Raw genomic sequence first — 22,405 nt, forward strand, 5'->3', positions numbered from 1 at the left:
GCTATTATGAGCGACTTAAAAAAAGCAGCACAACAAGCCATTAATCTAATGGATCTTACAACCCTGAATGACGACGATACCGATCAGAAGGTGATCGATCTTTGTCATAAGGCTAAGACGCCTGCTGGCGATACTGCTGCAATCTGTATTTATCCTCGCTTTATTCCTATTGCGCGTAAAACGTTGAATGAAATCGGTGGCGAAGATATCAAGATCGCGACTGTGACTAACTTCCCACACGGTAACGATGATATCGCTATTGCTGTGTTAGAAACTCGTGCAGCAGTTGCCTATGGTGCTGACGAAGTTGATGTCGTATTCCCATACCGCGCACTTATGGAAGGCAATGAAACTGTTGGTTTCGAGCTAGTTAAAGCCTGTAAGGAAGCGTGTGGTGAAGACGCCATCCTTAAAGTGATCATTGAGTCTGGCGTGTTAGCCGATCCTGCTCTTATCCGCAAGGCATCTGAGCTATCTATTGATGCTGGCGCCGATTTCATCAAGACCTCTACTGGTAAAGTTGCTGTAAACGCAACCCTAGAAGCGGCAGAGATCATGATGACAGTGATCAGCGAAAAGAACCCTAAAGTTGGTTTCAAGCCAGCAGGTGGCGTAAAAGACGCTGAAGCAGCTGCTGAGTTCCTTGGTGTTGCTGCACGTCTACTAGGCGATGACTGGGCGACTCCAGCAACATTCCGTTTCGGCGCTTCAAGCCTGTTGACTAACCTACTTCATACACTTGAGCTAGGCGATGCACCACAAGGTGCACAAGGTTACTAACCTTTAAAGATTAAACTTGTTGTTAAGTGTGATCTAAATCTTATTAGGTGTATCAAAAGTTCGTTAGTATGTAACAATATTACGGCTTTTGATTCCCCTTAAGCAGATTGATAACTGAAACTTCTATTTAATGGAAACTAAGTTACACTCTTGGAGGTAGTACATGTTTTTAGCTCAAGAAATTATCCGTAAAAAACGTAATGCGCAGGCTCTTTCGACCGAGGAGATCCAATTCTTCGTCAAAGGGATCACTAACAATACGGTTTCTGAAGGTCAGATCGCAGCCCTAGGTATGGCGGTCTATTTCAATGACATGAACATGGATGAGCGTATTGCATTAACGACAGCGATGCGTGACTCCGGCACTGTGCTCAACTGGCAGTCACTGGATCTAAACGGTCCGATTATCGATAAGCATTCAACTGGTGGCGTAGGAGATGTCATTAGTTTGATGTTAGGCCCTATGGCGGCAGCATGCGGTGGTTATGTACCGATGATTTCCGGTCGCGGCCTTGGCCACACTGGTGGTACGCTCGATAAATTTGACGCCATTCCGGGTTATAATACCGAGCCAGACAGCGCGCTGTTTCGTAAGGTAGTAAAAGAAGCGGGTGTGGCTATTATTGGTCAAACTGGCGATCTCGTTCCCGCCGATAAGCGTTTCTATTCTATTCGTGATAATACCGCAACGGTTGAGTCCATCTCGTTAATCACAGCTTCCATTCTTTCTAAAAAGCTTGCCGCAGGTCTAGATGCATTAGCCATGGACGTTAAGGTCGGTACGGGCGCATTTATGCCAACCTACGAAGCTTCTGAAGAGTTAGCACGCAGTATTACTGCTGTTGCTAATGGCGCTGGCACCAAGACTACGGCATTACTCACTGACATGAACCAAGTGTTAGCGTCATGTGCTGGTAACGCAGTTGAAGTGAAAGAAGCGGTAGACTTCATGACAGGCGCTTACCGTAACCCTCGTCTTTATGAAGTGACTATGGGACTATGTGCAGAAATGCTGCAGCTTGGCGGTATTGCAACTAGTGAAGCGGAAGCTCGCGCTAAATTAAACGCAGTATTAGATAACGGTAAGGCGGCTGAGATCTTTGGTCGCATGGTGTCAGGTCTAGGTGGCCCGGCCGATTTTGTTGAGAACTACAGCAAGTATCTACCTGAGTCGCAAATTATTCGTCCAGTTTATGCGGACAGAGCCGGTTTCGCATCGGCGATGGATACCCGTGAACTTGGACTGGCAGTCGTTACCTTAGGCGGCGGTCGCCGCAAGCCGGGTGATGCTCTGGATTATAGTGTTGGACTTTCAAAAGTCTGTGCGCTTGGCGATGAGATCAATGCCGATAAGCCGATTGCCTTTATTCATGCACAATCTGAAAGCGCCTTTGCTGAAGCCGAAGCGGCAGTGAAAAAAGCGATTCACATTGGTGATACTAAACCGGAAAAAACACCGGAAATTTATCGTTATATCCGCGAGTCGGATCTGTAACGGAGCACAGTTTATGAAACGTACTATAATCATGATGCTAGATTCGTTTGGCGTCGGTGCAGCGCACGATGCCGAGGCGTTTGGCGATGTGGGTTCTAACACTTTTGGTCACATTGCTAAGGCCTGTGCCGAAGGTAAAGCGAATGATGGCCGTGAAGGACCATTGAAGCTTCCTAACTTAGCGCGCTTAGGCCTAGGCCATGCATCGAAAGAGAGCACAGGTGAATTTCCTGCTGGCTTTGGTGATGATGTAGAAGTGATTGGGGCATACGGTCACGCAGAAGAGCTGAGCTCGGGTAAAGATACACCAAGTGGTCACTGGGAAATGGCAGGTGTACCTGTCCTTTATGAGTGGGGCTATTTCAGTGATTTGACCAACTCTTTTCCACAAGAGCTAACCGATAGAATCCTAGCGAGAGCAGGGTTGACGGAGTTTTTAGGTAACTGCCACTCTTCGGGTACAGTTATTCTTGAAGAGCTTGGTGAAGAGCATATGCGTACAGGTAAGCCAATTTTCTATACCTCTGCTGACTCTGTGTTCCAAATCGCTTGTCACGAAGAGACATTTGGTCTTGAGAAGCTATATGAGCTTTGCATTATCGCTCGTGAAGAGCTTGCCGATTACAATATAGGTCGTGTGATTGCGCGTCCATTTGTCGGCACAAGCCCGAGTGACTTTGCTCGCACAGGTAATCGTCGTGACTATGCAGTTGAGCCACCAGCGCCAACCGTGCTTGATAAGCTTAAAGCGGCAGGTGGTGAAGTCGTGAGTGTTGGTAAGATCTCTGACATTTATGCTCATTGCGGGATCACTAAGAAGGTTAAGGCGACAGGTCTTGAAGATCTATTTGACGCGACCTTAGAGCAAGTTAAGCAAGCGGGTGACAATACAATTGTATTCACTAACTTCGTTGACTTTGACTCTCATTACGGTCATCGCCGTGACGTTGCTGGATACGCACGTGGGCTTGAGTACTTCGATTCTCGTCTACCTGAGATCTTAGCGTTGCTGGATAAGGATGATTTCTTACTACTAACTGCCGACCATGGCTGTGATCCAACTTGGCCTGGTAGCGATCATACTCGTGAGCGTGTGCCAGTTCTAGCCTATGGTGCTGGCCTTGAAGCTGGCTCATTAGGACGCCGTAGCAGCTTTGCTGACATGGGACAGTCGATTGCAAGCTACTTTAAGCTTGAACCTATGGAATATGGCGAGTCATTCGTTCGTTCATAATCCGTGAAAAGATTTTAAATTTGACGGCTCACTTTGAGCCGTTAGCAAACAAAGACTCAAGTTATTAACGACGGTCTAAAAAATACAAATAGGGGTTATTCTGATGGCAACACCACACATTAATGCCGTAGACGGCGCATTTGGCGATACAGTTCTATTTCCAGGCGATCCACTACGCGCTAAGTACATTGCTGAAACGTTTCTAGAAAATGTTGAGCAAGTGACTGACGTTCGTAACATGCTAGGTTTCACTGGTACTTACAAAGGCGTTCGTATTTCAGTTATGGGTTCAGGTATGGGTATCCCATCTTGCTCAATCTATGCAACTGAATTGATCAAAGATTACGGCGTTAAGAACCTAATCCGCGTGGGTACTTGTGGCGCGATCAGCACTGACGTTAAAGTTCGTGACGTGATCATCGGTATGGGTGCATGTACTGACTCACAAGTTAACCGTTTACGTTTCAAAGGCCAAGATTTCGCAGCTATCTGTGATTACAGCCTACTAAGCGCAGTTGTTAAAGCTGCTGACGCAAAAGGTACTAAGTACCGCGTTGGTAACGTATTCTCTGCTGACCTTTTCTACACGCCAGACCCATCTATGTTTGACGTAATGGAAAAGATGGACGTGCTAGGTGTCGAAATGGAAGCTGCTGGCCTATACGGCGTAGCGAAAGAGTTCGGTGCTAAGGCGTTGTGTGTTGTTACTGTATCAGATCATATCCGTACAGGTGAGAAGACCTCTTCTGATGAGCGTCAAACTACCTTCAACGAAATGATTGAAATGACGCTAGAAGCGGCTATTACACTGTAATCGTTTCAGCACTGCAGTTATAGACTGCTCAATAAAAACGGACGCTTATGCGTCCGTTTTTGTTTTATAGCTTAGTCAGTCTTTTCCCAGACGTTATTTGCCCGCATTAGTCAGAGTTAGGAGCTTTATTTGAGTCTGGCTTTGGGCTTGCTTTAGCCTTTGGCTTTGTTTCAGACTTTTTCTTAGTCGTTTTCTCTGCTTTCGCAACTGGTTGAGCCTCTGGTTTAGTTTTAGGCTTAGTGGCTGTTTTACGTTTCGTGGCAGCTTTGGGCTTGCTAGACAACGCTTTAGGTTTGCTGGCAACTTTGGCCTTAGCTTTGCCCTTGTCATCGCTTTGCGCAAGCTCTGGCGCTTGATTGGACTCAGAAGTAAGCTCTTGAGCAGGCTCTGACGGTTCAGCCATAGATTGAGTAGTGGCTTCAGCCTTAAGCTTAGGTGCCACCGCAGCGCCCTCCGGTGCGATGGTTTGCTCTTCGGCATTCATTGCAGTTTTAGTCATATCAGTTGAATTGCTTTTTTTGGCCTGCTTGTTAGCCTCACTAGCTTGCTGCTTTGCAGCCTTTGCTGCGGCTTTTTCAGTTTTTTTGGCCAGTAACCGTCGTAGCTTAACTCTGGCTTTACGCCTATCGAAGTCTGCGCGTTTGAAAGAGAGCGCCCGAGATAGCAACATGCCTATGAGGCCTGCAATTAACAGCATTATCTGTTGCTGCTCCATGTTGATATGGTGAGCCTCTTTAATCTCATTAAAGAAGTATTTAGGCTCTAGACGTACCTCTACATAACCTAAATTTTTACCATCTTGCGACACGGCTTCAACATAGGGCGGGTACTGCTCCAAAATTGAGGTCAGCTCTTCAGAGTCGGGCTCTAGATCTTCATCGATAACGCTTTGAGCAAATGATAGTCTTACACCGTCTTCGCTGAAGATACTGGCAGACATGACTTTAGGATCTAATACCAATGCTTGAGCTAACCACTGTAGTTGCTCATCATTTTCCAATTGAAGTGCAGGCGCAGCACCATAAGCCGTTTGTTGAACCAGCAATCTCGCCATCTTTTCTGTTTGGGACTTTAGAAGCTGCTGTCCTTGTAGTAGGCTAGTTTCCCACAGCTGATCGAGACCGATGAATAATGCAATCGCTATGATGATTTGTAATAGGCGACTTATTCGATGGCTCTTTTTTAGGCCTTTTAAATAGAACACTGAAACCCTTAATTTATTGTGTACTCACCTAATCATAATTGATTATGTCTGTGCTCGGTAGCTGGAGAGCTATAACTAATGGAAAGTTTGAGTCAATCGACTGTTTTTGCTTGGTTAAGTACCGAAGGTAGCATGTCTTTTACTGCTGGGGAACAAAGTTATTCCTGCCATGTCGAGGCTGAATATCCTAGAGGTTTTTCTCGTTATCGGATTCTATTTTCCGAATTAGAAACCCTAAACACAGTGCAACTTATCAATGAGGCTATAGAGAGTTGGCTTAGCTCCCTCGATGTCAACCTGAGCCTAGCTTTGATTAAGCGTGATTGCGGCCTGAATTGCCTTGAGGTTTGCACATCAGAGGCTTTAAGCGCCGAGCAGATTGCAGCGATTAGTGAGACGATGTCTTTAGAGCTATTTGAGTTAGCAGTCGATGCGCCTCTGCTAAGCCAAGCGGGTCTATTGGTAATGGATATGGACTCAACTGCGATTGAAATTGAGTGTATCGATGAACTAGCCGAAATGGCGGGTGTAGGCGCAGCTGTGGCGGAAGTCACTGAGCTCGCAATGCAAGGCGAGCTCGATTTCGAGCAGAGCCTAAGGGCTCGCGTTGCTAAGCTTAAAGGTGCTAACGCTGAAATTATCGATACCTTATGCGCCGAGTTGCCGCTAATGCCTGGTTTAAAGGAGATGATTGCCGAGCTGCAGAGTCATGGCTGGCGCACTGTGGTGGCTTCAGGCGGTTTTACGCCGTTTGTGAACTATCTTAAGCAGCAATTGGCGCTAGATGCCGCTTATGCGAATAAGCTCGATATTGATGACGGTAAACTACTTGGTACCGTCTCTGGAGAGGTCGTCGATGCTCAATATAAGGCCGATACAGTGCTTAAATGTGCTAAGCAGTGGCAGATACCAGTAGGGCAGAGAGTAGCGATAGGTGATGGCGCAAACGATATTCCGATGATCAATACTGCCGACTTTGGTATTGCTTACCATGCTAAGCCCAAATTGGCTCAGGCGGCAGATGTCAGCATCAATCGACTCAACCTTAAGGTGTTACCTTATCTATTTCAGCGCACTTAACTGGTAGATGGTGCTAGATATTAGACATTAAATATTAGAGATTAGCTATCAAGTTTGAGCGTTGATACTAATTCTAGCGTTATAACTGGGCGTTACGATTTGAGGCTCATAGCAATTTTGTTATGAGCTTTTTTATGTTTAAAAGAGACTGCTATCACCTTGATCCCTTTGATTGATTTCATCCTTATCGTGTTTTAAGACTGGTTCCGCCGACTGTGTTAGGGACGTTATTAGAGTCTTTACTCTTGTTTTTAGGCTAGTATTTCAGTAGCTTAGTTAAAAAACATAAGAGTGTTAGTCATTGAATATTCAACAAAAGTCTCTTTATATTCCCTACAACCATGGTCATCTGCATTTAAGGCAGATAACGCCAGTTCACCCTGACATGAGTAAACCGCCAGTGCTTATGCTGCATGGTGCCATGTCAAATGGGCGCGTGTTTTACAGTGATTCAGGCAAGGGACTTGGTTGTTATTTGGCGGACTCGGGCGTGGTGGTATATGTATTAGATACCCTTGGTCGAGGCCTGAGCGAGCCAAAACTTGCTCGTGGTTTTAAAGCTGGTCAAGGTGAGGTTATTCGAGAGCAGCTCCCCTTAATTCAGCAGTATATCCTATCGCTTCACCCTAAGGTTGAGCGAGTGCATTGGTGTGCTCACTCTTGGGGCGGGGTGTTAATGGCTAGTGCGATTGCGCGTTACAGCAACCTACAAGGAACGGTTGCCTCCTTGGTGACATTTGGTAGTAAGCGTCGCATTGAGGTCAAGTCGATTAAGAAGTGGCTCAGTGTCGATCTTATTTGGAATAAGGTCGCACCGATAATCGCTTGGCGCAGTGGCTACCTGCCTGCCGATAAATTGAAAATAGGCATGGATAATGAGTCACGGGCATCATTACGCCAGAGTATCGATTGGGTACGAGGTAAGTGGATCGACAGTGACGACGGCTTCGATTATCAACAGGCGGCAAGTCGTGCCAATTGGCCTAAATCTTGGTTCATCGCGGCGAAAGGCGATACCGTGTTAGGTAATCCAAGTGATGTAAAGCGGATGATCGCAGAGTGCCAAATTAAGCAGGTTGATTATACCTTATTATCAAAAAAGCAGGGCTTTAAGCACGACTATGATCATGGTGGGATGCTCACCCACAAAGATGCGGTGAACGACCATTTTCCCCGAGTTAGAGATTGGTACCACAACTTTAATGGCTAACCATTACCTTCGATAAACCTATTCAGACTTATGAGTGAGTAGTGGGGCAAGTTTGACGAGTTCAGCTAAGTTATTTACTCCTAGTTTCGTCATTAGTTTTGAGCGGTGAACTTCGATGGTTCTAATTGCCACGCACAGCTCATTTGCCATCTGTTTATTGGTGTTGCCAGCGATCACTAGCTGGAAAATCTGGGCTTCCCGTTCAGACAGGGTATCAATTAAGTCTTGGTTAGTGCGTTTTTGGTGCTGCTCAGTACTGTAAGCTAGCCCTTTGGCGATTGATTGCGATAGTAAGCTACCCTGAACCGGTTTTTGGAAGAAGTCGAAAGCCCCGTTCTTAAAGGCATCCACAGCCATAGGCACATCGCCATGCCCAGTTAAGAAGATTACGGCCAGTGGGCTCTTAGCATCACTGAGTAGTTGTTGTACCTGAGGTCCAGTTAGCCCTGGCATCCGTGCATCTAAAATCACGCATCCAGCTTGGCTTAAGTCGACCTCAGCCAAAAAGCGATCGCCGCTATTAAAGCTACTGAGCTTATAGCCATAGCCTTCCATCAGAAAGCCGATCGAGTCGATAATCGCGTCATCGTCATCGACGAGATAGACTGGCCCATTAAGCTGCTGTTGCACGAAGACCCCTTATGTTTATTAGTGTTTAGATGATAGATATCCCAGTTCGCTGCTTTAATCCAACAATATTCTATAAAGCATGAATTGCATCACGCTCTTAAATTCCAAGGCTAGCGTAAGCTATTGCTAAATAACATAACTCCACTTTTACCTGAGCGAGTGCCTCAAGCAGTCGTGTTATGGCTTTACTGGTAAACAGTGAGTGGCTTTGATTTTTAAGGAACTTTAATTGTCTCGACTGTTGCTTTGTATATGTGTGCTTTTGTTCTCATCGGTGGCTTGGTCTAAGCCGCAGCAGTTCTACGTGGGCGTGTTAGCAAACTGGGGACACCAGCAGGCCGTGGAGCGTTGGACGCCCATGATGGAGTATCTTAATGAGCAGGTGCCTAATGCCGAGTTTCATGTGTATCCGGGAAACTTTAAGGCGCTAAACCTCGCGATGGAGTTGGGGCAAATTCAGTTTATCATTACTAACCCAGGACAATATCTATACCTCTCTAATCAATATCCCCTGTCTTGGTTAGCAACGATGCGCTCTAAGCGCCATAACGGTACTACCTCAGCTATTGGTTCGGCGATAATTGTTAAGGCTGATAGTAACTATCGCACCCTGTATGACTTAAAAGGCAAGGTGGTAGCGGCGAGTGATCCTCATGCGCTGGGGGGCTATCAAGCAACCGTAGGCTTGATGCATGGTTTAGGTATGGATCCTGATACCTTTTTTGGTGAGACTAAGTTTTTAGGCTTCCCACTCGACCCTCTGCTCTATCAAGTGCGCGATGGCAATGTGGATGCGGCCATCACCCCCTTGTGTACCTTAGAGGATATGGTGGCGCGTGGCGTACTTAAAAGTAGCGATTTTCGAGTGTTGAATCCGAGTCGCCCCGATGGGGTTGAGTGTCAATGCAGTACCACCCTGTATCCGAACTGGTCATTTGCTGCGACAGAGAGCGTTAGCACTGAACTGAGCAAGGAGATCACCCAAGCTTTACTCGATCTGCCTTCAGATTCACCTGCGGCGATCAAGGCGCAACTTAAGGGCTGGACCTCTCCTATTAGTCAGCTTGCCGTGATCAAGTTATTTAAGGAGTTGCATGTTAAGTCTCCCGACAGTAGCCGCTGGGAGGCGGTGAAGAAATGGCTGGAGGAGAATCGTCACTGGGGGATCCTGTCTGTTTTAGTATTTATTGTCGCCACGCTTTATCACCTATGGATTGAGTATCGCTTCCATCAAAAGAGTAGCTCATTAATTGAGTCTGAGCGTCAACTGAAACAGCAGGCCGTGGCGCTTGAGCGTTTGCAAAGCGCTTCAATTGTGGGCGAGATTGGCGCAGGTCTCGCTCATGAGATCAATCAGCCCATTGCCGCGATTACCAGTTACAGTGAGGGCGGCATTATGCGTTTGCAAGGAAAGCAGCAGGCGGATGTCGAGTCTTGTATCGAGTTATTAGAAAAAATCCATAAGCAATCGACTCGAGCGGGAGAGGTGGTGCATCGAATTCGTGGCTTATTGAAGCGCCGAGAAGCGGTGATGGTCGATGTAAATATTCTCACTCTAGTGGAGGAGAGTATCTCACTATTAAGGCTTGAGTTAGCCAGGCGAGAGATCCAGATTAATACCCAGATAAAAGGCGAGCCCTTCTTTATCACTGCCGACCGTGTTGGCCTACTGCAGGTGCTAATAAACCTTATCAAGAATAGTTTAGATGCTATTGCCGACAGCGAAAATGCCCGCTCGGGGAAAATACACATTGATCTGGACTTTAAAGAGTCTCAGGTCAATGTGCGTATTAGTGATAATGGCCAAGGTTTAGCGATGGACTCCGATACGCTTATGGCGACCTTCTATACCACAAAGGTGGACGGTTTAGGCCTAGGACTCGCTATTTGTAAAGAGGTGATTAACGACCATGGTGGCCACTTCATGCTAAGCAACCGTGACGATGGGGTGTCGGGCTGTGTAGCGATGCTGAGCTTGAAAAAGCGCGGATGTGAGACGCCAATCGAGGTGTGATTTAAGCATTATTACACTGTTTATCTGACGTGGATGTGCGGCTATTTAGCCGCACATTTTGTATCGAAAACATGCCGCAGCCAGCAAAATTTTTAATCGTTTTGCCTTTATGTGGTTTACCACAATTTACACCTTTACTTCGCTGTGTTGGTGCAAATTTGAACTGTGAATTGCTTCACAAACGCCGCGTTCTCACATCCGGTATGTGGTTTACCACAATATTCAATATCACTCTCCTCAATAACAATGATGAAAACCTTAGGAAATAAGTTGATTGTGTTCAACAGTCAACTCAGGGCTTCATCTATAGCTCTCCTAAGGACAACTGTCATTGGGAGATTTATCATGAAACTAGATCGGCGAACCTTTATCAAAGGGGCCGGAGCCGGCACAGCGACTTGCGCATTAGCAACGCTGCCAGGCTCTTTAGCTGCCTTTGGGGATTCACAACTGCAAGGTAGCGCAGAGTCTGTCGCAAGTATTTGTGAGATGTGTTCAACTCGCTGCCCGATATCGGCACGTGTCGTCAACGGTAAGAACGTATCGATTCTGGGTAACAAGAAAGCGAAGTCTTTTGGTGGCGCCGTTTGTGCTCGTGGCGGTGCGGGTCATAGCCAGCTTTATGATAAACAGCGAATCGTTAAGCCATTGAAGCGCGTTGGTGAGCGCGGGGAAGGCAATTGGCAAGAGATTGAGTGGGATGAAGCCTATGAGCTGATTGCGCAGAATCTTAATAAGATTAAAGCTGAGCATGGCGCAGAGACTGTCGCTTTCTCATCTAAATCAGGCTCACTATCGGGGCACCTTTTCCATTTAGCCAAGGCCTTTGGTAGTCCAAACACCTTTACTCACGCGTCGACCTGCCCAGGCAGTTATGTTATCGCTGCTAAAGCGATGTTTGGTGGCAAGATTAAGCGCGACTTAAGTAACTCTAAGTACATCATCAACTTCGGTCATAACCTCTACGAAGGCATTAATATGTCAGAAACCAGAGGCATGATGAATGCACAGATGGAGAAGGGCGCTAAGCTGGTGGTGTTCGAACCACGCTTCTCGATTGTGGCTGATAAGGCCGATGAGTGGTACGCGATTAAGCCGGGGACCGATGTTGCTGTCGCATTGGCGATATGTCATGTTTTGATTGAAGACGATTTATACGATAAAGCGTTCGTTGCCCAGTATGTTTCGGGATTCGAAGAGTTCGCTAAAGAAGTTAAAGCCTACACACCTGAGTGGGCCGAGTCTATCAGCGATGTGCCCGCCGAAGATATTCGCCGCATTACCCATGAATACGCTGCTGCAGCGCCACATGCCATGGTGGATTTTGGTCACCGTTCATCGTTTACCACCGAAGAGTTTGAGATGCGCCGTGCGCTATACGCTGCCAACGTATTGATTGGTAACATCGAGCGTAAAGGCGGCTTGTATTTTGGTAAGAAAGCCTCGAGCTATAACAAGTTTGCCGGTGAGCCTGTTGCGCCAACCTTAGCTAAACCAGGTGTCGATGGCATGCCAAAAATTGATGCTAAGCGTATCGATATGGTGGATGAGCAGTATGCGTTAACTTGGTCCTCGGGGGGCATTTACCAGACGATTCTTGACTCTACATTGGACGCGACCCCTTATCAGCTCCGTGCGTGGGTGATGAGCCGTACTAACCCTATGCAAACCATGACAGATAGAGCGCGTATCGTTAAAACCATGCAAAAGCTTGATTTTGTGGTGGCGTGTGACATCTATATCAGTGAAAGCGCGGCCTATGCCGATGTATTCCTTCCTGAGTCTACCTACCTTGAGCGTGATGAAGAGGTTGCCGATAAGTCGGGTAAGAATCCAGCCTACTATGTGCGTCAACGTGTCGTGGAAACGATCGGTGACACTAAGCCGAGCTGGTTAATTTGGAAAGAGCTTGCTGACAGACTCGGTCAAGGCCAGTACTTCCCTTGGGAGAACATGGAAACCTTGCAGCTGTTCCAAGTGCAGCGTGATTTTGACCTATTGAGAAAAATCAAAGAAGACGGCTATGTGAGCTTTGGTAAGCCGCTAATGTTGCGTGAGCGCGGCATGGTCAGAGACTTTGTGAATACCTACCCCAATGCTAAGGCTGTCGATGAAGATGGTACTTACGCCAGCCAGCTAAGCTTCAAAACCCCGACTGGCAAGATTGAGTTGACTTCTGCCAAGGTCGAGAAAATGGCGCCGGGTCGTGGGGTCATTCGCTACCGCGAAGTGACGATGAAAAAAGCCGATGAGCTGTTTTTCATTCAGGGTAAGGTCGCCGTTCATACCAATGCTGGCACCCAGAACGTACCTATGTTGGCAAATCTGATGTCAGATAATGCGGTTTGGATCCACCCCATCACGGCGGGGCTATTGAAGATCGCCAATGGTGACAAGATCCGAGTCTATAACGATACCGGCAGTGAAGAAGGTCATGCCCTAGTTACCCCAGGTATTCGACCCGACACAGTATTTGCCTATATGGGCTGTGGTTCAAAGAACAAGGAACTCGCTCGTGCAACCGGTAAAGGTGTGCATTGCGGTAACTTACTTCCACATGTGACCTCTCCGGTAACGGGTATGAATTTGCATACCACCGGTGTCAAGATTGCCAAGATTTAATCGGAGTTAATTATGACTAAGCGTTATGTTCTCGTGCACGATGAAAATAAGTGCATTGGCTGCCAAGCGTGTAATGTGGCTTGCCGCAGTGAAAACAATGTGCCTGAGTCGGTGACTCGCATTCAGGTTAGAATCGAGGGGCCTTATGGCAACTTTCCGCACCTACATTTTAAGTATAACCGTGTCTCTTGTGAGCAGTGTGAGAACGCTCCTTGTGTCAAGGTTTGCCCTACGGGGGCGGCTTACGTTAATGACGATGGCATTGTCTCTATCAACGAGAAGAAGTGTGTAGGCTGCCTCTACTGTGTTGCCGCTTGCCCTTACAAAGTTCGATTCATTAACCCTGAAACACGGGTGCCAGATAAGTGTGACTTCTGCAAAGAAACGCGCCTAGCGCGCGGCGAAGAGCCTGCTTGTGTGACGGTTTGCCCAACTCAAGCACTGGTGTTTGGTGATGCCAATGATATGAGCTCCGAAGTGCGCAGAGTGTTAGATACAAAACCTAACTACCAACAGAAGGTAAACCTTGGCACCGAGCCTCGTGTCTACCGTATTCCTAGCCGTAAAGGAGGGATCAAAGCATGAATAATATCTGGGGCTCGATGGAGCAATACGATCCGGTAGTGTGGAACTGGATCATCGCGGTGTACTTGTTTATGGCAGGCCTGTCAGCAGGCTCTATGCTGGTGGCCATAGGACTTAAATGGTACAAGCAGAGTCGTGGTCAGCCGACAGAAGGTTTACCTGTCATTAAAGCTGCTGCGGTAATTGGCCCTGTGGCTATCTGTTTGGGGATGGCGCTGCTGGTGCTGGACTTGACGAAGCCATTTGAGTTTTATCATATCCTGCTCAACTACAACCTAACGTCAGTGATGGCATGGGGTGTAATTGCACTGCTGGTTTATATTCCGCTAGTGTTTGTGTTTGCGGCGTTGGTATTTGAAAAACAGGTTCTGCAATATGCCCCTTGGCTTGCGGGGACGCTGAAAGTCTGTCGTCAGCTAGAGAATAGCCTGAATAAGCTGATTTTTGGCCTGGGTCTCGGTGTTGGCGTATATACAGGTTTTCTGTTGTCGGCGATGATCAGTTACCCAATCCTGAACACAGCGGTATTACCGGCGCTGTTCTTGGCCTCTGCCTTGTCAGTGGGCTCTGCGGGTAACATTTTGGTGGCAACTCTGTTCTTCAGTAAGAAAGAGTCAGATTGTATTGAGCAGGTGCACCGTATCGAATATCCAGTGGCCTTTAACGAAGCACTCTGTCTCGTTCTGTTATTTGTCGGTCTTAATTTCTCGGGTCCTGCTGCTCAGGCGGCAACTGCTGCAATTACGACCGGCACATGGGCCAGTGTATTTTGGCTTGGCGTGGTGGGCTTAGGCCTTGTGGTGCCGGTCCTTGCCAGTACATTAGCACCTAAAGCTTGGCGTCACACAAAGGGCTTTTTAATCACTGTTTCTTGTAGCACGATTCTCGGCGTACTCGCACTACGACACTTCGTGGTTTACGCAGGCCAGAGTTATATCAGTTAAGCGCTAAATACCTCGAGACTCAATCGACGAGACTCTATTGAAGCCCGAACGTAAGTTTGGGCTTTTTTTTGCTCTCAATTCATGAATGATACTCAGTCGTTCAATCAGTCGTTCAATCAGTCGTTCAATCAGTCGTTCAATCCTCAGTCGTCTCTATTGTCATGCTGTGCTGTGTAGTGGTTGTGGGCGATTTGTCAGGTTAAACCTAAGGCATTAGAAGCTATGGACTAAGTTCAGGCCTGTGTAGCGGCTATCCAAGCTATCGCATTAAATGAGTAATCAATTCTAGATGCGTTGATGACTGAATGGATTATTCAGGAGTTAAAGTAACGGCGGCGTAGTTGCCTAACTTGCTTGAGCCGAGCGTAAAGATTCCTTTTGCTTTCCAGATTTACCTTCGGCAGTTTTAACTTCTACCTTATAAACAGGTGCTTAGCACGATGGGGGAGCATGTTTACGCAATTTTTTCGGCAAAACAAAAGCCACCTTTGTGAGGTGGCTTTTGGATGATAGAAATTTAACTAGGGTAGCGAGACTATTTTATGGTTTTCTTCATTATAGGTTGCGCCTTGGGTAGCACCGCCTCTTGAATTATCTCACTGACAATCGGTTTTTTTGCGCGTCTCTTCTTAATGATGAAGCTACTTAACAGACTAACAATGGCAATCGCCAGCGTTAAGAATGGAGCGATAATGAGTACCATGGTGACGACACGAGCAATGCTCTCTGGCAGGTAGGATAGGGCGTATCCAAAGCCAAGTAATAATGCGCACCAACTCACGGCACTTAACCAAGCAAAGTAGTGGAAGTTTGAGACTTTCTTGATATGTAGCCCCATCATTAATGGCAATAGAGGGCGTACAACAGGAATGAAGCGCGCGGTAAATAGAGCCAGCAGTCCATGTTTATTAAGTAGAGTATCAACTGTCTTCATACGGTTTTCGGGTACCGCATCTATCCAGCGCTGGATTTTAGGTAGCCTATGTAGCCATCTACCTTGAATGAACGCCACCCAGCTGCCAGTCGCGCCGGCAATGACCAAAGCGGCAAATACTGTTGGGAAGCTGATTATTCCTGCTGCGGCTAGGCTGCCTGAGAGGATAACAACGCTATCACAGGGCATGGGGGCCGCGGGAAGAAATGCACTTTCTAGCCAAATTAAGGTGAAAACGCAGACGTATATCATGGTTGCGCTACCAGGGCTCTGCAATGAAGCGAAGTCTTGTTGCCATAGGGCTGTAATGACTGAGACGAATGAATCTAGCATTGTTGGTGTTCCTAAAGGGGCATAGTTATCAAGGCGATGACTTAATCCAGCTAAGCGTTGATATAATTGCTTGTCGTAGTGTTTATCCTACCTAGAGCATCTCCGATTTGCGGACATAAATCGCCTTAGTTAGCACTATACCTCAGGAGTTATCGGGGCTAATTAACTATTCGCCTTCATTAATAAAAATACATCTTCAGTTCATTATTAATTAATGAGTGGTTAAATATGAGCCAGCGACCATGGGGGTTGGCCGCACAAATGAGTCAAAATGCACTCCACCATTAAAGCTAGTTAATACCGCACTTATATATTGTAAAATGGCGTAAAATAGGTAAATAGCGCTATTTGCAATCATTGATAGCTATAGAGTCTCTCTTTAGCCTTAAAGGATCCCATGTCATCAGTTAAGAAAGGCTTAAAAGCCATAGCACTTCTTGAGGCCACTAAAGGCCTAATATCGGTATTAGTCGTTTTTGGGCTGCACAAGCTAGCAGGGCAAGATATTCAGTTGGTGGTGGAAGAGTTACTGCGGCACTCTCATTTAAATCCTGCAAATCACTTAGTACAAGAGGTAATTACCGAGGCTGGGAAGGTGACGAAGGAAAATATTATGTTTGTGATAGCCGGAGCCTTGTTGTATGCCGCGATACGTTTTGTCGAAGCCTATGGTCTTTGGCATAGCCTAGTGTGGACCGAATGGTTTGCGTTACTCAGTGGCGGCATTTACCTCCCTTTTGAAGCCTATGAATTATTGACTAAACCTAATTTGCTTACGGCTGCAGTGCTACTGATTAACCTTGCGGTTGTCGGCTATATGTATCGAGTGATAAAGCATCCGCCAGCGCCTCAAGTCTAGCTATATCTGGTTAAGGGATCTTAACTTTAACTATCTCAGCTTTAGCCTGCTCAACTGCAGGCTTATTAAGCCTCGGGTGCTGGTGATGTCCAAGTCACAGTTATTATCAGGGGCACTGCAAAGTTTCAGAGTGCGAGCGCAGGGTTAATCGTTAAGCTCAGGAAAGCGTAATCGCACCTCATGGGTGACATCTAGTAGCTCACCAACGCCAATAATATTCCAAAGCTGCTCCTCTAGCTTTTTGGCTTTATGGGAGGCGTGGATCTGGATGTAGTCTCGTTCTTTGCGAATATAGTTTAAGTCGGGTTTGCCTGTCGCGCCGCGATAGACTCTCAGCGCCATAAATTCACCAAGGTTCTGGCTACGCTGAATAAAGCTCAATTGCTGCGAGCGTTCAGGTAGATCCTGCTCACCGATACAGCGTACTTTTATCTGTCCTTGGGACATACGTGAGATCTGCACATAGACTTCAAAATGGGATAAACCATGTTGTGGTTTCATTGTGCGAATTGGTGTGATGAAGTCACGCTTTAGTCTATCGTTATTTAGCAGTGGCGCGAGATCATACTCAGTAGTGCTATCACGCTGAGAGGCAAAAATATTGGCGACATGGTTTTGCTCGGTGCCTATGCCTAGCGTTGAGATATAGGCTGATTTTTCCGTACGCTCTAGATAGTAAGGTAAAGAGGCGAGCTTACGCATGACGATGTTTTTCATGCCATCGGCCAGTTCTTTAACGTCTTGATTGTTCTCGCTGAGTTTTTCTAGTTTTTCGCGGTTATGTTCAATTAACTGATTTAAGAACTCGACTCCCACATGAGGCGTATGACCTATTTGCGCCGCAAAGTGCAAGGTCACGCCATCTTTACGGGTGCGGATTAAGCGATAGGGCAGGGACTGAAGCATACGCTTGCCTGCGATAGCTTGCAGCTTAGGGAAGCTAGTTAAAACTGGCTCAGCTTGATTGAACTTGACGGGAGTTGAGAGGGTGAGCTTCATGCCGCGGCTGGAGATATCGTCAGTACTCGCTATGGTATGGATCTCGCCTTGGCTTAGCATCACTGCAGTTTTAAAGGCGAAGCGTGATTCGTTGCGTCGCTCGCTAAATTGCAGTGAGATCGGTTTTATGGCGTGTTGAGTTATTTTCTGTTGACCAAAAATTTTCAGTTCATTTACACTGACTTGAGTCTCGCTAGCTAAATGAACGGCGCTCCAACTCTTATACTGCTCTGCCGCTTTCTCTGGGGTGATATCACTAAGCTGCAGCACATGAGTAAATGCGCCAAGTTGTGCTTCGGTGAGCGCTGAATAGCGCGCTTCATCCCCAGGTAGGACACTGGCCTTGTAGGATTGCTGATGATCTATCACTTGCTTGGTGACTTTAAAAATGCGAAAGCTAGCCTTGTTAGAGGCAAAGTTGAGCAAAAGTGCCAACAGGTTACGTGCCTTGAGCTCGGCTAAGCTAGCTGAGTAAAAGTAGAGCGCCCCTCGAGCTCTAAAAGTAAAGCTGAAAAACAGAGTGTGGGGGCTATTGTCTTCAGAGTCGATGATGCACTTGATTCTAGCTGGGGTAAGGAAGGCACCTAGCTGACTAATATTATCTTCATCTTTAAAGTACTCACTGACACTTTGGTTATCACGACTCAGTAGCATATGACTCAGTGATAGTCTTACCTCGTCGGTATCACTCTCGCGGCCTTTGCCACTAACAAACAGTGGTAGGTGTGGCAGGTGCGGCAGGTAATGGCGTTCAAACCCCAGTCCTTTTGTCGTTACTAAGACATCATTGACATCGACCTTGTAGCGAAATTTATAACCTCGGATCAGTTTTTCTAGCATTTGAGCTAATGCTTCGCTGCCGGAAACTCGCTTTAACCTTAACCAGCAGTATTCATGATTCTCTTCAGCATCGACAATTTGATAGTCGATACCCTGTTGCAGATCCTCATGGTAGTACTCTTTCCCAAGTTCCAATAGCTTGATACGAACGGGTATATGAGACTGTAACCCCTGCTTTGTTGGAATACGGATCCTAGCGCCGCCAACGGAGAGATCGACCGTGATCCCCTTTAAGCTAAGATGCCCCTGAATCACACTGATCCGCATGCTGTAGTTCATACGCTCTTCGCTACGGGCAAAGTAACTGCCTAATACCACGGCCTTAGCAACAAATGGTGAGGCATCGACGGCGACTTCATTCTGGCTAGATTGCCGTTGTTTTAGAATTCGACGCTTGTGAGCCTCAATCACCTGCTCGTATACACCTAAGGTATACTCGTCGCGATAGAGGGCGAGAGCCTCTAAAAACCTTTCTTTAGCAGGGGCGTCTAGGTAATGTTGCTGGCCTGCAAAAGTAAACTCCTCACAGTCGAGTTCGGTTTTATTGCGTAGATCGATCAGTCTCGTGCAGGCTGAAGCCAGTCTATTGAGCTCCATCTTGAGTAAAAAACGAGTTGAATTGGTTTCATCGGCAGTAAGTTGTTCGAATAGCTCCGAAAACTCAGGCTCCATTAATAGGGGTTTTAACTGTTCAATAAGAGCTTTATGCAATTCTAAAGTCATTAATCACTTCTTTTGGGATGCTAAATAGAGCGATGGCTGATAGGATTTTATACCAATCAGTATAAAGATCTGAACGCTCAGCGAGAGTTTAGCGGTTCTGAGGCAAGGTCATTAAATGCTCCTGCTTGAATGACATTCACCACATCCATGTGGTTTGCAACGAGTGAAGAGCATAGTTATTCTACGGTTAAGCTCGTTAACACTGCATCAGAGGCGCTAAAACTCGCCATTTTGGAGCGTTTTTGGCTGCCTACTTCTGCGTTGAACAGCTTCACAAGGGAGTAACCATTCTTTCAGCTATTCGCCTTGAATTAGTTTGCCAAAAAGCGCTCTGAGTAGATCAGCTTCTTATATTGATTGGTATTAGACATTTTTTTAAGGGAGTATTCGCTTATTACCCCTACTTTAATTAGTATCGGCCAATATTGGCATTACTTTACCGATTTTATGTGATTTAGAAAGGGCTATGGCAAAGAACAAAACAGCTTACGTATGTAATGAATGCGGTCAGGATTTTCCTCGCTGGCAGGGACAATGTAGTGCCTGTCAGGAGTGGAACACCATTAGTGAACTGAAGATCTCGGCGATTAAACCCGCTCGCGCTTCGGTTTCTGGTTACGCGGGCTCTGTGGGCGGCGGCTCAAAAAAATTAAACGAGATTGAAGAGTTTGAAGCTCAAAAGATGCTCACAGGGATTGGCGAGCTTGACCGCGTCCTCTGCGGAGGGTTGACCACGGGATCGGTGAATATTATTTCAGGGGATCCGGGGGCGGGTAAAACCACGATTCTATCGGATCTTGTCTCTCGCATGTCGCAGTTAATGCCATCTCTTTACTGTACTGCCGAAGAGTCACTGTCTCAGTTTAAAAACCGAGTCAATCGCCTTAAGTTAGACTGCAATGAAGACAACCTCTATTTGATGGCAGAAACCAGTGTCGAAGCCATTATCGCCGAATTAGAAGAGAAGAAGATTAAGTTTGCGGTAATCGATTCGATTCAGGCGGTAGTGACTGATTTAGCTAACGGTAGCCCAGGCTCGCCATCACAGGTTAAAGGCAGTGCCCAAGCATTAACTCAGTATTGTAAGCAAAACAATGTGACCATGTTTTTAGTGGCGCACGTTAATAAGAATAATGAAACTGCCGGGCCGCAAACGCTTATTCATATCGTCGATTGTTTGACCCACATCGAGTGTAACGACGGTCAGGTGCGTACCCTTAGGGCGAATAAGAACCGTTTTGGCGATGTCGACACTGTGGGCATATTTAAGATGACTGAGCGCGGCATGATAAGTGTCGATAATCCGAGTGAGATCTTTCTGTCGGGCTCAACCACCGAGTCACCGGGAGCCGCAATCACCTGTATCCGTAAGGGCAATCGTAACCTACTGCTTGAGATCCAGTGTTTAACTACTGAAACCGAAGCTGAGTTTCCCCAGCGCGTTTGTGTGGGCTTAAATATGAACCGAATCAAGATGCTGACCGGTATCTTGCGTAAGCACACTAAGACCAAAATCTTCCACGACACCTACTTTAACTTGGTGGGCGGGCTTAAGATTGATGAGTCTGAAACCTGTATTGATTTGGCGTTGGTGACGGCGTTGCTCAGTAGCTTGAATGACTTTGTAGTACCGAGAACAACCTGCATCATGGGGGAACTGAGTTTAAACGGTGACGTTCGCCCTATCGACAGTGGCGTGCCACGAGTCAGGGAGGCGATTCAGCATGGCTTCACCGAGATTTTTATTCCCTATCGTAATTACCATAAGTCTATGGAAGGCTCTGGAGCGAAGATTATTCCGGTGAAGACGATTCATGAGTTGCTAGAGTTAATCAACTAGCGATTCATCCACAACAAAAGCGTCGCAAAAATTGCGGCGCTTTTATCTGACGCTATCCGTTATCGCAGTCGACTTGTCTACTACTGAGAGTTGGAATTTAAGTTAGAGCCTAAGCTAGCGCAGTTATCCGGCTTGAATAACCGTTCTAATTCTCTATCGAGTAGAGTGGAATCGCCTAAGTTTAGTTCCAGTAGTCTGCGAAGGTGACTAATACTCTCAACATCGATGTGCTGGCAGGCAAGACCTAGGTGTTGATTTTCCCTGTGTACTAATTTTGTTAGCATTGAGACCTTAAATTCAGGCTCCTGAAGGCTGAACTCCAGTGTTAGTTCGCTGCCACAAAAGCTAAAGTCTTGAGGGAGTTCGACTAAGGCGCCATTAAGGCTAATATCCAATAGCTTGGTTGCCCAGCAGCTATCATGATTGATTAACTGGGCATCCGTAGCAAATATTATCCGCGAAAATAATCGTCTGTCATCCATATCTAACCGTGATCCCTACAGCGTGTATCATTATCTTATGGCAATCATAGCTAAGTGACTATGGTTGTACAAATTTCAAGCGGATAAATTGACCTTAGATGGTAAGTTGGAACAGTCAAGCGGTCTGCTCATCAAAGCACTGAGCCTGTCTATAGGGCATTAGACTGCGGGTTAATATCAGCAGTGTGACAACTTGATATACGATCCCTGACCAAGAGCTTAGGTAGACGGAAAGCGTTAAGTTAAGTAGGTTGCTTATCATCATCGCCGAGCGCAATTTAGTACCACTTGAGTAAAAGAGCGCAAAGCTCATCAGCACGGCGCTTGCCACAGCGCACCATTCGCTCCAATGCTCGGCAAATATCCATCCCTGTAGAAGGGCAATACTCGAAAACAGAGCAGGCAAGCCCCTTTGATGGCTGCGGGTTCGACATGTCGCGAAACGTAAAAGATTAAGCAGCTGATTAAACATGCCTAAGCTGCTGCCAAGCAAACCTAAGTGAACTGCAGTCAGGCTTGAAGCAATCAGATTACCAGAGAGTAATTGTCGATCATTTTTCTGAGAGTTGGCCCACCAACCCACTGCCATCGAAATGAAGCCTAAGACTTGCGCCCATAATAACGCGTGATGTGATAATTCAAACACTAAACTGCAAAACCTAAAAACGGAAAAAAGGCTTGGTATTGTCGTTTTTTTGAACGCTAAAGCTGTGATCGTAAGCGTTTAACTCGGTTTTAATTATTCACATTTTGTTGGAGTTGTGAGCCAGCTCTCGCTATATC

Annotated in this window: 18 protein-coding genes; 12 read left to right on the forward strand and 6 right to left on the reverse strand. The window is 46.5% G+C overall.

Going from position 1 to position 22,405, the window contains the following annotated elements:
* Positions 1-6 precede the first annotated feature (6 nt).
* From deoC to deoD, 4 genes are all read left to right on the forward strand, one after another.
* Entirely contained in the window at positions 7-780 is a 774-nt protein-coding gene (gene deoC, locus K5Q92_RS17170; RefSeq protein WP_220770138.1) for a deoxyribose-phosphate aldolase, read from the forward strand.
* A gap of 163 nt (positions 781-943) precedes the next feature.
* Complete coding sequence (gene deoA, locus K5Q92_RS17175; RefSeq protein WP_220770139.1) at positions 944-2,275, forward strand: thymidine phosphorylase; 1,332 nt, start codon at positions 944-946, stop codon at positions 2,273-2,275.
* Between the two features lie 13 nt (positions 2,276-2,288).
* Positions 2,289-3,509 carry a phosphopentomutase gene (locus tag K5Q92_RS17180; protein ID WP_220770140.1) on the forward strand — a complete coding sequence of 407 codons (1,221 nt, stop codon included), beginning with the start codon at positions 2,289-2,291 and terminating at the stop codon, positions 3,507-3,509.
* A 103-nt stretch (positions 3,510-3,612) separates the two neighbouring features.
* On the forward strand, positions 3,613-4,323 hold the full coding sequence (gene deoD, locus K5Q92_RS17185; protein ID WP_220770141.1) for a purine-nucleoside phosphorylase: 711 nt from the start codon (positions 3,613-3,615) through the stop codon (positions 4,321-4,323).
* Between the two features lie 106 nt (positions 4,324-4,429).
* Here the strand turns inward: deoD and K5Q92_RS17190 are convergent, their stop codons facing one another.
* Positions 4,430-5,527: a YtjB family periplasmic protein gene (locus K5Q92_RS17190; RefSeq protein WP_220770142.1), complete on the reverse strand. Its 1,098-nt coding sequence runs from the start codon at positions 5,525-5,527 to the stop codon at positions 4,430-4,432.
* Between the two features lie 78 nt (positions 5,528-5,605).
* Here K5Q92_RS17190 and serB point away from each other — a divergent pair, with 78 nt between their 5' ends.
* Both serB and K5Q92_RS17200 read left to right on the forward strand, forming a co-directional pair.
* Positions 5,606-6,607 (forward strand): phosphoserine phosphatase SerB, encoded by a 1,002-nt coding sequence (gene serB / locus K5Q92_RS17195; RefSeq protein WP_220770143.1) that lies wholly within the window; start codon positions 5,606-5,608, stop codon positions 6,605-6,607.
* Positions 6,608-6,908: 301 nt separating this feature from the next.
* On the forward strand, positions 6,909-7,817 hold the full coding sequence (locus K5Q92_RS17200) for an alpha/beta fold hydrolase (RefSeq protein WP_220770144.1): 909 nt from the start codon (positions 6,909-6,911) through the stop codon (positions 7,815-7,817).
* An 18-nt stretch (positions 7,818-7,835) separates the two neighbouring features.
* Here the strand turns inward: K5Q92_RS17200 and K5Q92_RS17205 are convergent, their stop codons facing one another.
* On the reverse strand, positions 7,836-8,447 hold the full coding sequence (locus K5Q92_RS17205) for a response regulator transcription factor (protein WP_220770145.1): 612 nt from the start codon (positions 8,445-8,447) through the stop codon (positions 7,836-7,838).
* A 229-nt stretch (positions 8,448-8,676) separates the two neighbouring features.
* On the opposite strand from K5Q92_RS17205, the gene K5Q92_RS17210 reads away from it, so the two are divergent.
* From K5Q92_RS17210 to nrfD, 4 genes are all read left to right on the forward strand, one after another.
* Complete coding sequence (locus tag K5Q92_RS17210) at positions 8,677-10,461, forward strand: sensor histidine kinase (protein ID WP_220770146.1); 1,785 nt, start codon at positions 8,677-8,679, stop codon at positions 10,459-10,461.
* A gap of 345 nt (positions 10,462-10,806) precedes the next feature.
* Positions 10,807-13,083, forward strand: coding sequence for a thiosulfate reductase PhsA (gene phsA / locus K5Q92_RS17215; RefSeq protein ID WP_220770147.1), 2,277 nt, complete (start codon positions 10,807-10,809; stop codon positions 13,081-13,083).
* A 12-nt stretch (positions 13,084-13,095) separates the two neighbouring features.
* Positions 13,096-13,668 carry a 4Fe-4S dicluster domain-containing protein gene (locus tag K5Q92_RS17220; protein ID WP_220770148.1) on the forward strand — a complete coding sequence of 191 codons (573 nt, stop codon included), beginning with the start codon at positions 13,096-13,098 and terminating at the stop codon, positions 13,666-13,668.
* Positions 13,665-14,612, forward strand: a complete 948-nt coding sequence (gene nrfD, locus K5Q92_RS17225) for an NrfD/PsrC family molybdoenzyme membrane anchor subunit (protein ID WP_220770149.1) — start codon at positions 13,665-13,667, stop codon at positions 14,610-14,612. Before K5Q92_RS17220 ends, nrfD begins: the two co-directional genes overlap by 4 nt.
* A 535-nt stretch (positions 14,613-15,147) precedes the next feature.
* Here the strand turns inward: nrfD and K5Q92_RS17230 are convergent.
* Positions 15,148-15,879 carry a DedA family protein gene (locus K5Q92_RS17230; RefSeq protein ID WP_220770150.1) on the reverse strand — a complete coding sequence of 244 codons (732 nt, stop codon included), beginning with the start codon at positions 15,877-15,879 and terminating at the stop codon, positions 15,148-15,150.
* Between the two features lie 397 nt (positions 15,880-16,276).
* On the opposite strand from K5Q92_RS17230, the gene K5Q92_RS17235 reads away from it, so the two are divergent.
* Positions 16,277-16,738, forward strand: a complete 462-nt coding sequence (locus K5Q92_RS17235; RefSeq protein ID WP_220770151.1) for a DUF2127 domain-containing protein — start codon at positions 16,277-16,279, stop codon at positions 16,736-16,738.
* 144 nt (positions 16,739-16,882) lie between these two features.
* Here the strand turns inward: K5Q92_RS17235 and K5Q92_RS17240 are convergent, their stop codons facing one another.
* Entirely contained in the window at positions 16,883-19,300 is a 2,418-nt protein-coding gene (locus K5Q92_RS17240) for a PilZ domain-containing protein (protein ID WP_220770152.1), read from the reverse strand.
* 466 nt (positions 19,301-19,766) lie between these two features.
* Here K5Q92_RS17240 and radA point away from each other — a divergent pair, with 466 nt between their 5' ends.
* On the forward strand, positions 19,767-21,140 hold the full coding sequence (radA, locus tag K5Q92_RS17245; RefSeq protein WP_220770153.1) for a DNA repair protein RadA: 1,374 nt from the start codon (positions 19,767-19,769) through the stop codon (positions 21,138-21,140).
* A gap of 80 nt (positions 21,141-21,220) precedes the next feature.
* Here radA and K5Q92_RS17250 read toward each other — a convergent pair whose 3' ends face one another.
* Positions 21,221-21,622, reverse strand: a complete 402-nt coding sequence (locus K5Q92_RS17250; protein WP_220770154.1) for a PilZ domain-containing protein — start codon at positions 21,620-21,622, stop codon at positions 21,221-21,223.
* 115 nt (positions 21,623-21,737) lie between these two features.
* Positions 21,738-22,268 (reverse strand): YgjV family protein, encoded by a 531-nt coding sequence (locus K5Q92_RS17255; RefSeq protein WP_259649615.1) that lies wholly within the window; start codon positions 22,266-22,268, stop codon positions 21,738-21,740.
* Positions 22,269-22,405 lie beyond the last annotated feature (137 nt).

Origin of the sequence: Shewanella sp. MBTL60-007 (genome assembly GCF_019654915.1) — a bacterium.
Taxonomy (GTDB): domain Bacteria; phylum Pseudomonadota; class Gammaproteobacteria; order Enterobacterales; family Shewanellaceae; genus Shewanella.

Coding starts and splice junctions, on each gene's coding strand:
- deoC (WP_220770138.1), top strand. CDS start 7: ATGAGCGACTTAAAAAAAGCAGCACAACAAGCCATTAATCTAATGGAT.
- deoA (WP_220770139.1), top strand. CDS start 944: ATGTTTTTAGCTCAAGAAATTATCCGTAAAAAACGTAATGCGCAGGCT.
- K5Q92_RS17180 (WP_220770140.1), top strand. CDS start 2,289: ATGAAACGTACTATAATCATGATGCTAGATTCGTTTGGCGTCGGTGCA.
- deoD (WP_220770141.1), top strand. CDS start 3,613: ATGGCAACACCACACATTAATGCCGTAGACGGCGCATTTGGCGATACA.
- serB (WP_220770143.1), top strand. CDS start 5,606: ATGGAAAGTTTGAGTCAATCGACTGTTTTTGCTTGGTTAAGTACCGAA.
- phsA (WP_220770147.1), top strand. CDS start 10,807: ATGAAACTAGATCGGCGAACCTTTATCAAAGGGGCCGGAGCCGGCACA.
- K5Q92_RS17220 (WP_220770148.1), top strand. CDS start 13,096: ATGACTAAGCGTTATGTTCTCGTGCACGATGAAAATAAGTGCATTGGC.
- nrfD (WP_220770149.1), top strand. CDS start 13,665: ATGAATAATATCTGGGGCTCGATGGAGCAATACGATCCGGTAGTGTGG.
- K5Q92_RS17230 (WP_220770150.1), bottom strand. CDS start 15,879: ATGCTAGATTCATTCGTCTCAGTCATTACAGCCCTATGGCAACAAGAC.
- K5Q92_RS17235 (WP_220770151.1), top strand. CDS start 16,277: ATGTCATCAGTTAAGAAAGGCTTAAAAGCCATAGCACTTCTTGAGGCC.
- K5Q92_RS17240 (WP_220770152.1), bottom strand. CDS start 19,300: ATGACTTTAGAATTGCATAAAGCTCTTATTGAACAGTTAAAACCCCTA.
- radA (WP_220770153.1), top strand. CDS start 19,767: ATGGCAAAGAACAAAACAGCTTACGTATGTAATGAATGCGGTCAGGAT.
- K5Q92_RS17250 (WP_220770154.1), bottom strand. CDS start 21,622: ATGGATGACAGACGATTATTTTCGCGGATAATATTTGCTACGGATGCC.